The organism is Sulfitobacter sp. 1A10359, assembly GCF_043558145.1.
In the GTDB taxonomy this organism is placed as follows: Bacteria; Pseudomonadota; Alphaproteobacteria; order Rhodobacterales; family Rhodobacteraceae; genus Sulfitobacter; species Sulfitobacter faviae.
Map to the genome: position 1 here is coordinate 645,127 of NZ_JBIFGB010000001.1, position 14,499 is coordinate 659,625.

Annotated in this window: 11 protein-coding genes; 9 read left to right on the forward strand and 2 right to left on the reverse strand. The window is 63.0% G+C overall.

What is annotated here, in order from left to right:
- The first annotated feature begins 38 nt into the window (after positions 1-38).
- Genes ACGYK2_RS03210 through ligD form a run of 3 tightly spaced genes read left to right on the forward strand, consistent with a single transcriptional unit; the run spans position 39 to position 4,295 of the window.
- Entirely contained in the window at positions 39-986 is a 948-nt protein-coding gene (locus ACGYK2_RS03210; protein ID WP_271689683.1) for a YihY/virulence factor BrkB family protein, read from the forward strand.
- Between the two features lie 10 nt (positions 987-996).
- On the forward strand, positions 997-1,836 hold the full coding sequence (locus tag ACGYK2_RS03215; protein ID WP_271689682.1) for a Ku protein: 840 nt from the start codon (positions 997-999) through the stop codon (positions 1,834-1,836).
- The gene (gene ligD / locus ACGYK2_RS03220) at positions 1,836-4,295 is read left to right on the forward strand and encodes a DNA ligase D (RefSeq protein WP_271689681.1); all 2,460 of its coding nucleotides are present in this window, start codon (positions 1,836-1,838) and stop codon (positions 4,293-4,295) included. Before ACGYK2_RS03215 ends, ligD begins: the two co-directional genes overlap by 1 nt.
- Before the next feature lie 38 nt (positions 4,296-4,333).
- On the opposite strand, the gene ACGYK2_RS03225 is transcribed toward ligD, so the two are convergent.
- Positions 4,334-5,488: a PLP-dependent aspartate aminotransferase family protein gene (locus ACGYK2_RS03225; RefSeq protein ID WP_271689680.1), complete on the reverse strand. Its 1,155-nt coding sequence runs from the start codon at positions 5,486-5,488 to the stop codon at positions 4,334-4,336.
- A 168-nt stretch (positions 5,489-5,656) separates the two neighbouring features.
- Between ACGYK2_RS03225 and ACGYK2_RS03230 the strand changes: the two genes are divergently transcribed.
- The 4 genes from ACGYK2_RS03230 (at position 5,657) to ACGYK2_RS03245 (ending at position 9,768) form a co-directional block, all read left to right on the forward strand.
- Positions 5,657-6,868 carry a bifunctional alpha/beta hydrolase/OsmC family protein gene (locus tag ACGYK2_RS03230; RefSeq protein ID WP_271689679.1) on the forward strand — a complete coding sequence of 404 codons (1,212 nt, stop codon included), beginning with the start codon at positions 5,657-5,659 and terminating at the stop codon, positions 6,866-6,868.
- A gap of 315 nt (positions 6,869-7,183) precedes the next feature.
- Positions 7,184-8,488 (forward strand): adenylosuccinate lyase, encoded by a 1,305-nt coding sequence (gene purB / locus ACGYK2_RS03235; protein WP_271689678.1) that lies wholly within the window; start codon positions 7,184-7,186, stop codon positions 8,486-8,488.
- A gap of 74 nt (positions 8,489-8,562) precedes the next feature.
- On the forward strand, positions 8,563-8,721 hold the full coding sequence (locus ACGYK2_RS03240; protein WP_162931827.1) for a hypothetical protein: 159 nt from the start codon (positions 8,563-8,565) through the stop codon (positions 8,719-8,721).
- A gap of 138 nt (positions 8,722-8,859) precedes the next feature.
- Positions 8,860-9,768: a lysophospholipid acyltransferase family protein gene (locus ACGYK2_RS03245; protein ID WP_271689676.1), complete on the forward strand. Its 909-nt coding sequence runs from the start codon at positions 8,860-8,862 to the stop codon at positions 9,766-9,768.
- Positions 9,769-9,777: 9 nt separating this feature from the next.
- On the opposite strand, the gene ACGYK2_RS03250 is transcribed toward ACGYK2_RS03245, so the two are convergent.
- The gene (locus ACGYK2_RS03250; RefSeq protein WP_271689675.1) at positions 9,778-10,488 is read right to left on the reverse strand and encodes a thioredoxin family protein; all 711 of its coding nucleotides are present in this window, start codon (positions 10,486-10,488) and stop codon (positions 9,778-9,780) included.
- 252 nt (positions 10,489-10,740) lie between these two features.
- Here ACGYK2_RS03250 and acnA point away from each other — a divergent pair, with 252 nt between their 5' ends.
- Both acnA and ACGYK2_RS03260 read left to right on the forward strand, forming a co-directional pair.
- Entirely contained in the window at positions 10,741-13,515 is a 2,775-nt protein-coding gene (gene acnA, locus ACGYK2_RS03255) for an aconitate hydratase AcnA (RefSeq protein ID WP_271689674.1), read from the forward strand.
- A 143-nt stretch (positions 13,516-13,658) separates the two neighbouring features.
- Positions 13,659-14,471 (forward strand): hypothetical protein, encoded by an 813-nt coding sequence (locus tag ACGYK2_RS03260; protein WP_271689673.1) that lies wholly within the window; start codon positions 13,659-13,661, stop codon positions 14,469-14,471.
- The last annotated feature ends 28 nt before the right edge of the window (positions 14,472-14,499 follow it).

A 14,499-nucleotide genomic window follows, 5' to 3' on the forward strand; every position in this document is an offset into this window, starting at 1 on the left:
ATATTTTACGATACGAATTCAACGTCAAAGGACCAGATATGGCGCGCGGACGGAAAGCGGAAACGCCGATGGAGATACCGGCCCCCGGATGGAAAGACATCCTATTGCGGGTCAAGGATGAGATCGCCGCCGATCATGTGTCGCTTGTCGCCGCTGGTGTCGCCTTTTACGCATTGCTGGCAATCTTCCCCGCCGTGACCGCCCTGATGGCGCTGGCCGGTCTGGTGATGGAGCCCGCGCAGGTTACGGCGCAGTTGGAATCCCTCGTGAACCTCATTCCCGAAGAAGCCGCCAATATCATCCTCGGCCAAGCCGTCGCCGTGACCGGGTCGGAAGAGACAGGCCTCGGCTGGGCCTTTCTGATCGGTCTGGGCCTCGCGCTCTACTCCGCCTCTAAGGGTGTAGGCAGTCTGATGGAAGGTCTCAACGTCGCCTATGACGAGGATGAGACCCGCGGTTTCGTCTCCAAACTGATCTGGACGCTTGGCCTCACCCTCATGCTGATCGGCGTGCTGCTTTTGGGCCTTGCGGCCACGTTGGCTGTGCCCGCTGTGGTCGCCTTTCTCGCCCTGCCCGATTGGGTCGAGACGCTGCTCACCTACGGCAGCTGGGTGCTGCTTGCCGCACTTACCGCGCTCGCTCTGGCCGTGCTTTACCGCTACGGCCCCGCCCGCGACGATGCGGAGTGGAAATGGCTCACCCCCGGCTCCATCATCGCCTGCATCTTGTGGATCGTCGCCTCCATCGGGTTTTCGATCTACGTCAGCAACTTCGGCAGCTACAATGAAAGTTTCGGCAGCATGGCCGGGGCGATCATCCTGCTGATGTGGCTCTGGATCTCGGCTTTCATCGTGCTTCTGGGGGCTGAGTTCAACTCCGAGATGGAGGCCCAGACCCGCAAGGACAGCACCACCGGCCCGGATGAGCCGATGGGCCAACGCGACGCGGTCAAAGCCGATAAGCTGGGCCGCGCGAAGGGCAAATAGGAGAGTTCTCATGGCACCGCGCGCACTTTGGAAAGGTCAACTTCGCCTCTCGCTGGTGTCGATCCCGGTTGAGATATTCTCGGCCACCAAGACCAGTTCCAAGGTCTCCTTCCGGCAAATTCACAAACCCTCGGGCAAGCGGGTCCGCTATGAGAAATCCGTGCCCGGCATCGGCCCGGTCAAGGCCGAGGATATCGTCAAAGGCTATGAGGTCGGCAGCGACGAATATATCCTGCTCGACCCCGATGAGGTGGATGAGATCAAGCTGGAGACGAAAAAGACCTTTGAGTTGGTGCAATTCGTCGATGTCTGCGAAATCTCTCCGCTCTATTTCGACAAACCCTATTACATCACCGCTTCCGACGATCTGGCCCAAGACGCCTACCGCGTGGTGCGCGATGCGCTGCGCCAATCCGGCAAGGTTGGTCTGGGTCAAGTCACCATGCGCGGCAAGGAATATCTGGCCTGCGTCAAACCCTGCGGCGACGGGCTGTTGATGGAGACGCTGCACTATGCCGATGAGCTGCGCGAGGCGGATCAGATTTTCACCGATATCGAGGACGACAAGACCGACAAGGAACTGCTCGACGTCGCGACCTCGCTCATCGACAAGAAAACCGCGCCCTTCGACGCCTCCGCCTATACCGACAAATATGCCGAGGCGATGCAAAAGCTGTTGGATGCGAAGGTAAAGAACAAAAAGACCCCGCGCGTGCAGACCGGGGATGACAGCGCCGCCGAGGGCGAGAATGTGATCGACCTCATGGGCGCGCTGAAAGAGAGCCTGAAAGAAGCGGGCGGCGGGAAATCCAGCGCCAAGAAAAAGGCGCCGCGTAAGAAGGCCTCGTGATGGCCAAATCCCCAGACAGGCTGGCCAGCTACAACGCCAAACGCGATTTCGAGGCGACAGCGGAACCGCGCGGCCAGATCGGCAGCGGCGCGGGGCAAAGCTTTGTCGTTCAGAAACACGATGCCACCCGCTTGCACTATGATTTTCGCCTTGAATGGGAGGGGGTGCTGCTAAGCTGGGCTGTCACCAAAGGCCCCTCCCCCGACCCGTCGGAAAAACGTCTTGCCGTGCGGACCGAGGACCACCCGCTCGACTACGGCGGCTTTGAGGGGACGATTCCCAAGGGGCAATATGGCGGCGGTACGGTCATGCTCTGGGATCGGGGCACATGGATGCCGCAGGGCGATGTGGCCAAGGGGCTGAAAGACGGCAAGCTCAAGTTCACGCTGCAAGGCCAGCACATGCAGGGCGGTTGGACGCTGGTGCGGATGCGGGGCCGGGAAAAGCGCGAGAATTGGCTGCTGATCAAAGAGCGCGACGACTATGCCCGCGACCTGCCCGATGGGCTGACCAAAGGCACCGCCCGGTCGATCACAACGGGCCGCACAATGGCCGAGATCGCCAAGGACGCCCCCGCCAAAGAGGTCGCCGCCCCACGCCCCAAGCGCAAAGGCAAGAACCCCGCTTTCGTCAAACCTCAGCTTGCCACCCTCGTCGCCGACGCGCCCGAGGGGGACGGTTGGATGCATGAGACGAAGTTCGACGGCTACCGCTGTCTGGTGTCCCTGGGCAAGAACGGCACGCGGCTTTTCACCCGCTCCGGCAAAGATTGGACCGATAAGTTCGGCGCGCTTGGGGCCGCCTTTGATCCGCTGCCCTGCGACCGGGCGCTCTTGGACGGAGAGGTCATGGCGGCCAAGACCAACGGCTCGGCCTTCTCCTCGCTGCAAAAAGCGCTGAAAGAGGGGCATCCTCTGGTCTTTTACGCCTTTGATCTGCTGTCGCTCGACGGCGAGGATTTTCGCGACGCGCCGCAGATGGACCGCCGCGCGCGTCTGGCGCAGTTGCTATCCGGCGTGCCCGCAGGCGGGCCGCTGCGGCTGAGTGAACATATCGTCGGCCATGGCTCCGAAGTCTTCGACCGCGCCTGCAAAGCCGGGGCCGAGGGGATCATCTCCAAACGCATCGACGCGCCCTATGCTGGTAGGCGCAGCAAAAGCTGGCTCAAGGTCAAATGCACCCGGCGGCAGGAATTCGTCATCATCGGCTATTCCCCCTCCGATAAAAAGGGCCGCGCCTTTGCCTCGCTCCTGCTGGGCAGCCATGAGGGCGGCGAATTGCGCTATAAGGGCCGCGTCGGCACAGGGTTTTCCGAGGAGGTGATGGCCGACCTCGCCCGCGCCATGACCGCCCGCAAGACCCCGCCCGCAAGCGATGTGCCTGCGGAGGTGGCGCGCGATGCCAAATGGGTCCGCGCCGATCTGGTGGCCGAGGTCGACTTTGCCGAGTTTACCGCCGATGGCGTGATCCGGCACGGCAGTTTTCTGGGCCTGCGCGAAGATAAGGACGCGGGCAGCGTGACCGTGGAGGAACCGCAAGAGGAGCCTAAAATGGATAGCGACAGCAAGATCGGCGGCGTGCAGATCAGCAACGCCGACCGCAGAGTCTTCCCCGATGCGGGCTGCACCAAAGGTGATGTGGCACGGCATTACGAACGTGTCGGGGCGCGGATGATCGACCTCATGGGCCACCGCCCGCTGTCACTCTTTCGCTGCCCTTCGGGGATTGACGGGCAATGTTTCTTTCAAAAACACGACAGCGGCGGGATGCCCGACGCGCTGTCGCGCGTCTCGATCGAGGAAAGCGATGGCGACGCGGCGGATTACCTCTATGCCACGCGCCCCGAAAGCCTGATCGCGGCGGCGCAGATGGGCAGTTTGGAATATCACATCTGGGGCGCGCGGGTGGACCGGCTGGACCGCCCCGACAGGCTGGTTTTTGATCTCGACCCCGATGAAGGGCTGGACTGGGCCGAAGTCCGCGCGGCAGCGTTTGAGCTGCGCGATGCGCTGGCGGCCCTCGGCCTGCAATCGGGGGCCATCGTCACCGGCGGCAAGGGCGTGCATGTCTGGCTGGCCCTGCGCCGCACGCGCGGTTGGGAGACGGTCAAACTTTTCGCCAAGACCTTTGCCCATGTCATGGCCGCGCAAGACCCCGACCGCTATGTCGCGACCATGTCCAAGGCCAAGCGCAAGGGCCGGATTTTCATCGACTGGCTGCGCAATGAACGCGGTGCCACGGCCATCGCGCCCTACTCCCTCCGCGCGCGCCCCGGTGCGCCGGTCGCCGTGCCGGTGACTTGGGAGGAATTAGAGACGCTCGACAGCGCGAATGGCTTCCACATGGGCGATATGGCCGCGCGGCTGGACCAGCCCTGCCCGGCACTGGCGGTGCAGGAGGATCTGCAATCGCTGACTGATGGGGTGATCGATAAGTTGCAGGAATGGTCTGAACGGTGAGGCAAGATTGGCCGCGAGGGTGCGCGGCCAATTTCGTTTTACTGCCCGAGCGCTTGGCCCAGATCAGCGCCAAGGTCTTCGACATCCTCGATCCCGACCGACAGGCGCAACAGCCCCTCGGGGATCCCGGTATGCGGCTCGATCGTGTGGCGATGCTCGACAAGGCTTTCCACCCCGCCGAGCGAGGTCGCGCGGTGGAACAGTTGCAACCGCCCCGCCGCTTTCAACGCCGCCTCGGCCCCGCCTTTGACGACAAAGGACAACAGCCCGCCATAGCCCCCGTGCATCTGCTGCGCGGCCAGCGCATGGCCGGGGTGGTCCGGCAGGCCGGGGTACATCACCTGTTCCACCTGCGGATGATCCGACAGGAACTCGGCCAAGGCCATGGCATTGCGTGACATTTCGCGCATCCTGAGCGGCAGGGTCCGCATCCCACGCGCCAGCAACCATGCCTCCATCGGGCCGATCACCGCGCCCGCCTCATTGCGGTCGTCGCGGATCATCTGCCAGCGCGGCGTCTCGGCGTCATTGGTGGCGAGCGATCCGGCCAGAACATCGGAATGGCCGTTGATCCCCTTGGTCGCCGAATGCATCACGATATCCGCGCCATGCTCCAACGGGTGGCTCAGCACCGGCGAGGCTGCGGTGCTGTCGACCACCAGCGTCGCGCCCACCTCATGCGCGGCGGCAGCGGCCCCGGCGATATCGGTGATCCGCAGCCACGGGTTCGACGGCGTCTCGATCAGGCAGAGGTCAGGCTTTTCGGCGCGGCACAGGGCGGCAAAGGCATCAAGGTCGCTCGCGTCCACCTCATGCAGCGCGATCTGGCGCCGGGCGCAGAAATCGCGGATCCATTTCGTCGTGCCCCAGTAAATCTGGCTCTGCACCACCACGCTCGCCCCATTGGGCACGGTGCGAAAGACCGCCGCGATGGCCGCCATGCCCGAGGGGAAGATCAGCGTCTCGTCGGCCCCTTCGAGCGCGTTCAGCAGACGCTCTGCCACACGGGTATTTTCGTTATGCGAGCGCAAATAGACGTTGTCGGGATTGACCAGATCGTAATTCTCATCCCGCAGATAGGTGGTGGCGAATTGCACCGGCGGCACCACCCCGCCCGAGGCAGGGTCGACGGTGCCCGCGGCTTGGGCCGCGATGGTGGCAGGGTGCAGGTTCGGTTTGGGGGGCTGGGCCAAGATATGTCTCCGACAGGGGTTTTGCACAAGTCGTATACAAAGCAACAACCGGGGGCAAATGCGATCACGCGCAGTGCTTTCGCGTCACGCTTGGGTGAGCGCGCGGCCCCGGCCCTTGATCCGCCCGCTAGAGATGTCACCTTTAGGCCAAGCAAATTGGAGAGCCTCATGGCCATCGAACGCATCACCTTTCCCGGCCCGGGCGGCACGGAACTCTCCGCACGGCTGGACATGCCGGAGGGGCCGCATCTGGCGACCGCGCTTTTCGCGCATTGTTTCACCTGCGGCAAAGACATCCCCGCCGCGCGGCGCATCGCGGGCCGTTTGGCGGCGATGGGGATTGCGGTGCTGCGCTTTGACTTCACCGGGCTGGGGCATTCCGAGGGCGATTTCGAGGAGACGTCGTTCTCGTCCAACGTCGATGATCTGCTCGCCGCTTGCCGCTATCTGTCGGGCCGTGACATGGCCCCCGCCCTTTTGATCGGCCATTCACTTGGCGGGGCGGCAGTGCTTAAAGCCGCAGCCCAACTGCCCCATGTCAGCGCCGTCGCCACGCTTGGCGCGCCTTTCGATCCGGCCCATGTGACCCATAACTTCGCCGAGAGTCTGCCCGAGATTTCTGAAAATGGCAGTGCCGAGGTCAATCTCGGCGGGCGGCCCTTCACCATCAGTCAGGGGTTCATCGACGATCTGCAGGGGGCCACGCTTGCCCCCGATATCGCGGGGCTGAAAGCCGCCCTGCTGGTGATGCATGCGCCGCGCGACGAGATCGTCAGCATCGACAACGCCGGACAGATTTTCATGGCCGCGAAACACCCCAAAAGTTTCGTGACCCTCGACGACGCCGACCACCTGATCACCCGCCCACGCGATGCCGAATATGCGGCAGAGATCATCGCCACATGGGCGGATCGCTACATGGCGCTGAAATCCCCCGCCCCGCCCCCCGGCGCGCCGGAAGGGATCGTGCGCGTGACCGAAGCGGATGCCGATGGGTTCTTGCAAGATGTGAACGCAGGCCCGCATCATCACGCTCTGGCGGATGAGCCGCGGGCCTATGGCGGCACCAACCGCGGCATGTCTCCCTATGGGTTTCTGTCTGCGGGCTTGGGCGCTTGCACCTCGATGACCATTCGCATGTATGCCCGGCGCAAGGGCTGGCCGCTCGACGGCGTGAGCGTGGATGTCTGCCACGACAAGGTGCACGCGCAGGACGCATGCACCGGCGCAGTAGAGAAGATCGACACTTGGCGGCGGCGTATCCGGCTGGAGGGGGATTTGACCGAGGAGCAGCGCCAGCGGTTGTTGGAGATCGCGGACAAGTGTCCGGTGCATCGGACGTTGGAGCGGAGTTCGACGGTGGTGACCGAACTGCTTTAGCTACAACAGGTTTACCATCCCGGCCCGGAATCAAGCCGCAGGCGCCGGGCCATCGTCTGCCCGCCCGTCACGCCAAAGGCGTGCCGATATACACTGGCGCACCTTTGGTGCGACCGGGTAGGCGATTTGGTGAGGCCGGGCGTAACCTCGCGAGCGCACATCATGGTTGAGCCATAAAGTGGCACCGACTTACGTATGATCGCCGACCCGCGGGCAGGCGATGGCCCTCGTCATCCTCCCCCCTCAGACTTGTCCTTAACCCCAAGTCAGTCTATGCCGCCCTTGACCCATCCCCTGTCCTAAAAAGGTGCGCGCATGATCCCCCGCTACTCCCGTCCCGATATGGTTGCCGTCTGGTCGCCGGAAACGAAATTCCGCATCTGGTTCGAGATCGAGGCCCATGCCTGCGACGCCATGGCCGATCTGGGCACCATCCCGCGCGAAAACGCCGACGCCGTGTGGAAAGCCAAGGACGTCGAATTCGACGTGGCCCGCATCGACGAGATCGAAGCCGTGACCAAACATGACGTCATCGCCTTCCTTACGCATCTGGCCGAACATGTCGGCAGCGACGAGGCGCGTTTCGTGCATCAGGGGATGACCTCCTCCGACGTGCTCGACACTTGTTTCAACGTGCAACTGACCCGTGCCGCCGACCTGCTGCTCGACGGTATGGACAAGCTGCTCGCCGCGCTGAAGAAACGCGCGCTTGAGCATAAAGACACCGTGCGCGTGGGCCGCAGCCACGGCATCCACGCAGAACCCACCACCATGGGCCTCACCTTTGCCCGTTTCTATGCCGAGATGGACCGCAACCGCGCCCGCCTCGTCGCCGCGCGTGAGGAGATTGCCACCGGTGCAATCTCGGGCGCTGTCGGCACTTTCGCCAATATCGACCCGCGCGTCGAAGAGCATGTCTGTGAGAAATTGGGCCTCAACCCCGAGCCGATCTCGACCCAAGTCATCCCGCGCGACCGTCATGCGATGTTCTTTGCCACGCTCGGCGTCATCGCCAGCAGCATTGAAAACGTCGCGATCGAGATTCGCCACATGCAGCGTACCGAGGTGCTGGAGGGGGCGGAATTCTTCTCCATGGGGCAAAAAGGCTCCTCGGCCATGCCGCATAAGAAGAACCCGGTGTTGACCGAGAACCTGACTGGGCTTGCCCGCCTCGTGCGCATGTCGGTGATCCCGGCGATGGAGAACGTGGCGCTTTGGCACGAGCGCGACATCTCGCATTCCTCCGTCGAGCGCGGCATCGGCCCCGATGCCACCGTGACGCTGGACTTCGCCCTGCACCGTCTGGCGGGCGTCGTCGACAAGATGCTGATCTTCCCCGACAACATGCTGGAAAACATGAACAAGTTCCCCGGCCTTGTGATGAGTCAGCGGGTGCTTCTGGCCCTGACCCAAGCGGGGGTGAGCCGTGAGGATGCCTATTCCATGGTGCAACGCAACGCACTGAAGGTCTGGGAAGAACGGCTCGATTTCCGCGATCTGCTGCTGGCCGATGAAGAGGTCGTCGCCGCCTTGGGCGAAGACGGCATCAATGAGAAATTCGACATGGGCTACCACACCAAACATGTCGACACGATCTTCAAGCGCGTCTTCGGCGCGTAACACGCGGATCGTAACGCTTTGAGATTGGCGCGGGTGGGTGTACCCTATCCGCGCCTGTCAAAGGAGCAAACGACATGAAACTCGCACTGACACTCGGCGCCCTCATGGCGCTCACGGCCCCCTCCCTCGCCCTCGCCTCGGGCTGCGTCCATGACAAACAGGTCATGACCTGTGCGGAGGGTATGAAACTCGACATCAGCAGCGGCACCTGCGTGCCGGACGCCACCGCCTAAGCTTTCCACCGGCGGCAAAGTACAATGCCCCCTGCCCGGGCCTCTGACGGCTGACCCCGGCCTATGCCGCCCGGCATGGCTTGTTGCGCGCGTCGGCGCAGGCTATGTCAGGAAAAGTTTAACAGCCTGTCAGAGCCCATGTCGGACCCAGCCACCAAAGCCAAAAAGCCCTATCCCTTCGGTCGCCGGGCCCGGCATTACCTTAGCAACCTGCTGATCGTCGGCATCATCCGCACAGCTTTGGCCCTGCCATATAAGACGCGGGTCGGCTTTGTCGGCGGATTGGTGCAGCATATTCTGGCCCCGCTCGCGGGCTACCGCCGCCGTGCGCTGGACAATCTTGAGCATGTCTGGCCCGAGATGCCGCTTGCCCGGCGTGAGGAAATCGCGACCCGCTGCCTCAACAATCTCGGGCGGTCTTTTATCGAGAATTACTCCGCCGAGGACTTTCCCAAACGCATGGCCGAGATCGCACCGCAAGGGCCGGGCATGGCGGCGCTGGAAGAGGCCAACCGCACGGGCCAGCCGGTGATCCTCGTGACCGGGCATTACGGCAATTACGAAGCGGCGCGGGCCTCCCTCGTGGCGCGGGGCTATGACATCGGCGGGCTCTACCGCGAGATGAAAAACCCCTATTTCAACGCGCATTACGTCAAAACGCTCGAAGCTTTCGGCGGGCCAGTGTTTCCCCAAGGGCGGCGCGGCACGGCGGGCTTCGTGCGGCATCTGAAACAGGGCGGTCGGCTGGTGCTGCTGTTCGACCAACATGTCATCCGCGCGCCGATCCTCGATTTCATCGGCAAGCCTGCCCGCACCGCTATCTCGGCGGCGGAACTGGCGCTGCGCTATAATGCGCTGCTGATCCCCTTTTACGGCATTCGTCAGGACGATGGCGTCAGCTTTGACGTGGTGCTCGAAGCGCCGGTGCCGCATAGCGATCCGATGACCATGACGCAGGCGCTAAACGACAGTCTGACCGCGCAGGTCACCAAAACGCCGGAACAGTGGTTCTGGGTGCACCGCCGCTGGCGGCCTCACGAAACCTAACGGCGCGCCTTACTTGGCTCGCGCGGCGGCGAGGATCGCCCCCGGCCCGCCCTGCTCTTTGCGCTGAACGATGACCACGACGGGCAGATCGCCCTCGGCCTCGGCACGCAGTGACAGGGGCGCCGCCCCGTCCCAGTCCGCCAAGACCTGCCAGCCCTGCACCACGTTGCTGTGCTCCATAACATGGCCCGCGTTCTCACCCCGGGTGACCTTGGTCCGCTCCATCGGGGAATAGCGCAGCATGTGGACCTGCATCGGCCCCACGCCTTTGGCCAAAGGATCTGCCGTGATCTCAACCGCTGCACCTGACCGCGCGACCGTCAGCGCCACTTGCGGCGCGGCCTCTGCGTGACGTTCGACCGCGTCCATCAGTTTCATCGGTTTCGCGCCGACGATATCGGTCTGCCCCTGCACGATCAGCTCAGGCGTATAAACGCTGCGCCGCCCGCCGACAGCGGCATAGCCGCGCTGACGCTCGGCATGGGCCGGATCGCCAAAGGGATCCTCCCAGCCGATGTAATCCCAGTAATCCACATGCAGCGCGAGCGCGATGATATCCTCCCGCTCGGCCAATTCGGCGAGCATCGCATCGGCATCGGGGCAAGAGGAACAGCCCTGAGAGGTAAAGAGTTCGACCACCACAGGCTGCTCCTGCTGAGCCTGCAAGGGCTCGGCCAGCAGCGAAAATGCGGCAAGGACGGGAAAAATCAGGGGCTTCATAAAATTCCAGACGGATCAATATCTCGGTGATGGGTTTGGTCTAACGGCCGGGAGGGTAAAATACCAATCAACCTTTGTTGAAACGGCCGTTAGCGCCCACAGCCGCATGCCGCGCATGATGCCCCCTTTAAAGTCGGTACACAATGGTATACAAAATCGCGCGAAACCGCCCGATAACAGTTGAACCGCCGCGCCCGTAGTGGCATTGAGACGGCAATCTAGCCACCCATCAGACCCCGAAGGGAGCCCGCCATGACAATTCAAGTCGGTCACGACAGTGCCAAGACACGGAAAACCCTCACCGTTGGCAGCCAGAACGTCGCCTATTACTCCATCCCCGCCGCCGAAGCGGCTGGTCTGGGCGACTTCTCCAAACTGCCAGCGGCGTTGAAAGTCGTTCTGGAAAACATGCTGCGTTTTGAAGACGGCAAGACCGTCACCCAAGACGACATCAAGGCTTTTGCCGAATGGGCGACCAAGGGCGGCAAGAACCCGCGTGAGATCGCCTACCGTCCGGCCCGCGTGCTGATGCAGGACTTCACCGGTGTGCCGGCTGTTGTTGACCTTGCCGCGATGCGCGATGGTCTGGTGGCGCTTGGTGGCGACGCCGACAAGATCAACCCGCTCAACCCCGTCGACCTCGTCATCGACCACTCGGTGATGATCGACGAGTTCGGCAACCCGCGCGCCTTCCAGATGAACGTGGACCGCGAATATGAGCGCAACATCGAGCGCTATACCTTCCTCAAGTGGGGTCAGAAGGCGTTCAACAACTTCCGCGTTGTGCCCCCCGGCACCGGCATCTGCCACCAGGTGAACCTCGAGTACCTCAGCCAGACCGTCTGGACCGACAAGGACCAGAATGGCGAAGAAGTCGCCTATCCCGACACGCTGGTCGGCACCGACAGCCACACCACCATGGTCAACGGCGCTGCCGTTCTGGGCTGGGGTGTTGGCGGGATCGAGGCCGAGGCCGCGATGCTGGGCCAGCCGATCTCCATGCTGATCCCCGAGGTCGTGGGCTTTGAGCTGACTGGCCGCATGATGGAAGGCACCACCGGCACCGACCTCGTGCTGAAAGTGGTTGAGATGCTGCGCGAAAAAGGCGTGGTCGGCAAGTTCGTGGAATTCTACGGTGACGGCCTTGACCACCTGCCGCTGGCGGACCGTGCGACCATCGCCAACATGGCGCCTGAGTACGGCGCGACCTGTGGCTTCTTCCCGATCGACGATGAAACGCTGCGCTACTTGACCAACACCGGCCGCGACAAGGATCGCGTGGCGCTGGTCAAAGCCTATGCGCAGGAAAACGGCATGTGGCGCGATGCGGATTACGCGCCGGTCTACACCGACACGCTGAGCCTCGACATGGGCACCATCGTGCCTGCGATCTCGGGCCCCAAGCGTCCGCAGGACTACATCGCACTCGACAAGGCGCACACCGCTTTCGCCGAATACGTCAAAGGCATCCGCGAAGGCAAAGACACCTCCGCGAACTCCGAAATCCGTTGGGAAGGCGAAGGCGGCCAGCCCGAGCCGCAGGAAATCCCCGGCGACGAGGGCCACCACAACCGCGGCTATGTGATGACCGACGACGGCCATTACCAGCTGCATGACGGCTCCATCGTGATCGCCTCGATCACCTCCTGCACCAACACCTCGAACCCCTATGTCATGATCGGCGCGGGCCTCGTGGCGCGCAAGGCGCGTGAGCTGGGCCTGACCCGCAAACCTTGGGTCAAGACATCGCTGGCACCGGGCTCGCAGGTCGTATCGCATTACCTTGAGGCCGCGGGCCTGCAAGACGATCTGGACGCCATCGGCTTCAACCTCGTGGGCTACGGCTGCACCACCTGCATCGGCAACTCCGGCCCGCTGGAAGCGCCGATCAGCAAGGCGATCAACGACTATGACCTGATCGGCACCTCGGTGCTTTCGGGCAACCGCAACTTCGAGGGCCGTATCAGCCCCGACGTGCGCGCCAACTACCTCGCCTCCCCGCCCCTCGTGGTGGCCTATGCGCTGGTGGGTGACATGAACCACGACCTGACCAACAGCCCGCTGGGTCAGGACAAGAACGGCAATGACGTCTACCTGAAAGACATCTGGCCCTCGACACAGGAAGTCGCCGAACTGGTCGAACAGACCGTGACGCGCGAAGCCTTCCAAGAGAAATACGCCGATGTCTTCAAGGGCGACGAAAAGTGGCAGGCGGTCGAGACCACCGACAGCAAGACCTACGATTGGCCGCCGCAGTCGACCTATGTTCAGAACCCGCCTTACTTCCAAGGCATGTCGCCCGAGCCGGGCACGATCTCCAACATCGAAGGCGCGAAAGTGCTGGCGGTGCTGGGGGACATGATCACCACCGACCACATCTCGCCTGCCGGTTCCTTTAAGGAAACCACGCCTGCGGGTCAGTACCTGACCGAGCGTCAGGTGCCGGTGCGGGAGTTCAACTCCTACGGTTCGCGTCGCGGCAACCACGAAGTCATGATGCGCGGCACCTTCGCCAACATCCGCATCAAGAACGAGATGCTGGACGGCGTCGAAGGCGGCTACACCAAGGGACCCGATGGCGAGCAGACCTCGATCTTCGATGCCGCCATGGCGCATCAGGAGAACGGCACTCCGCTGGTGATCTTCGGTGGTGAACAGTATGGCGCGGGCTCCTCGCGCGACTGGGCTGCGAAGGGCACCGCCCTTTTGGGTGTGAAGGCCGTGATCGCCGAGAGCTTTGAGCGTATCCACCGCTCCAACCTCGTTGGCATGGGCGTCATCCCCTTCGAGTTCACCGGCGGCGACACCCGCAAATCGCTGGGCCTGACCGGGGATGAGACCGTCTCCATCGAAGGGCTGGACACGATCAAGCCGCTGCAGGAAGTGCCCTGCAAGATCACCATGGCGGATGGCAGCACCAAGGATATCACCCTGAAGTGCCGCATCGATACCGCGATTGAGATCGAATACATTGAGCACGGTGGCGTGCTGCACTATGTGCTGCGCAATCTGGCGAAATCGGCCTAAGCGCCCATCGCCACTGCGAAACAATTCAAGGAGCGGCCCCTGCGGGCCGCTCCTTTTTCTTTGCCTCACGGCCTTGAGCGGGAACCTGCCCGCGCATCACGGGTTGCCTTTCTAAGACGATCGCGTTCGAGGAAGGCACAGCAATGATAGCAGGTTATGCGCTAGGCGCTTTGGGCGCGGTGATCCTTGTTATCGTCCTGCTGGATTTTCTCTATACCGCCATCGGCGCGGCCCCTGTGGCGCCCCTGTCGGAACGGGTGGCGCGGGCGGCGTTCTTTCTCTTCACCAAAGTCATGCCCAAGGGAAACGCCCGTCACCGCCTTTCCGGCCCGGTGGTGATGACGGCCATCGCGGTGACTTGGATCGTGCTCGTCTCCCTCGGCTGGACTTTGGTGTTTCAGCTGAGCCGCGATGCCGTGGTCATGTCGGACAGCACAGAGCCTGCGGGTTTTGTCCGCGACTCCGCCTTTGTGGGTCATCTGCTTTCGACCCTCGGCGGCGGGCCGCTGCAAACGCAAAGCCCCTTCTGGCTGGCGATGTCGGTGCTTGTCGGGGTCAATGGGATGGTGATCCTCACCCTCTCGGTCAGCTTCGTGCTGTCGACCACCACCACGGTCGCGCAAGCGCGGGGGCTTTTGAGCAAGGCGTCGATGTTCGCGGCGGACAGCGATGAGATGAACACGATCATTTTGCCCGCCCTTGCCGATCTTGTGTCGAACCTCAATGCGATGCAATTCGCGCTTTACTACAGCGCCGAACACCCCGCCCGCCGGGTGCCCGCAGGAATGGTGGAACTGGCCGAGCGGGTCGCCCCCTATCCAGAACAGATGCGCCGCCTGCGCATCGCGCTTGAGCCGCTGCCCGGTTTCACCGCGCCCGAGGGCCGCTTGGACCAACTGACCAACGCCCAGTTTATCGACCGCCTGCGCGAATGGGCGCGGCCCTATTCGCTCTGACCCCAAGGAACAGAAGACCGGGAATTCC

Bases quoted from the DNA above. Each gene is read 5' to 3' on its own strand.
- ACGYK2_RS03245 (WP_271689676.1), top strand. From the start codon at position 8,860: ATGTCGGACCCAGCCACCAAAGCCAAAAAGCCCTATCCCTTCGGTCGC.
- ACGYK2_RS03230 (WP_271689679.1), top strand. From the start codon at position 5,657: ATGGCCATCGAACGCATCACCTTTCCCGGCCCGGGCGGCACGGAACTC.
- ACGYK2_RS03250 (WP_271689675.1), bottom strand. From the start codon at position 10,488: ATGAAGCCCCTGATTTTTCCCGTCCTTGCCGCATTTTCGCTGCTGGCC.
- ACGYK2_RS03260 (WP_271689673.1), top strand. From the start codon at position 13,659: ATGATAGCAGGTTATGCGCTAGGCGCTTTGGGCGCGGTGATCCTTGTT.
- ACGYK2_RS03240 (WP_162931827.1), top strand. From the start codon at position 8,563: ATGAAACTCGCACTGACACTCGGCGCCCTCATGGCGCTCACGGCCCCC.
- purB (WP_271689678.1), top strand. From the start codon at position 7,184: ATGATCCCCCGCTACTCCCGTCCCGATATGGTTGCCGTCTGGTCGCCG.
- ligD (WP_271689681.1), top strand. From the start codon at position 1,836: ATGGCCAAATCCCCAGACAGGCTGGCCAGCTACAACGCCAAACGCGAT.
- acnA (WP_271689674.1), top strand. From the start codon at position 10,741: ATGACAATTCAAGTCGGTCACGACAGTGCCAAGACACGGAAAACCCTC.
- ACGYK2_RS03215 (WP_271689682.1), top strand. From the start codon at position 997: ATGGCACCGCGCGCACTTTGGAAAGGTCAACTTCGCCTCTCGCTGGTG.
- ACGYK2_RS03210 (WP_271689683.1), top strand. From the start codon at position 39: ATGGCGCGCGGACGGAAAGCGGAAACGCCGATGGAGATACCGGCCCCC.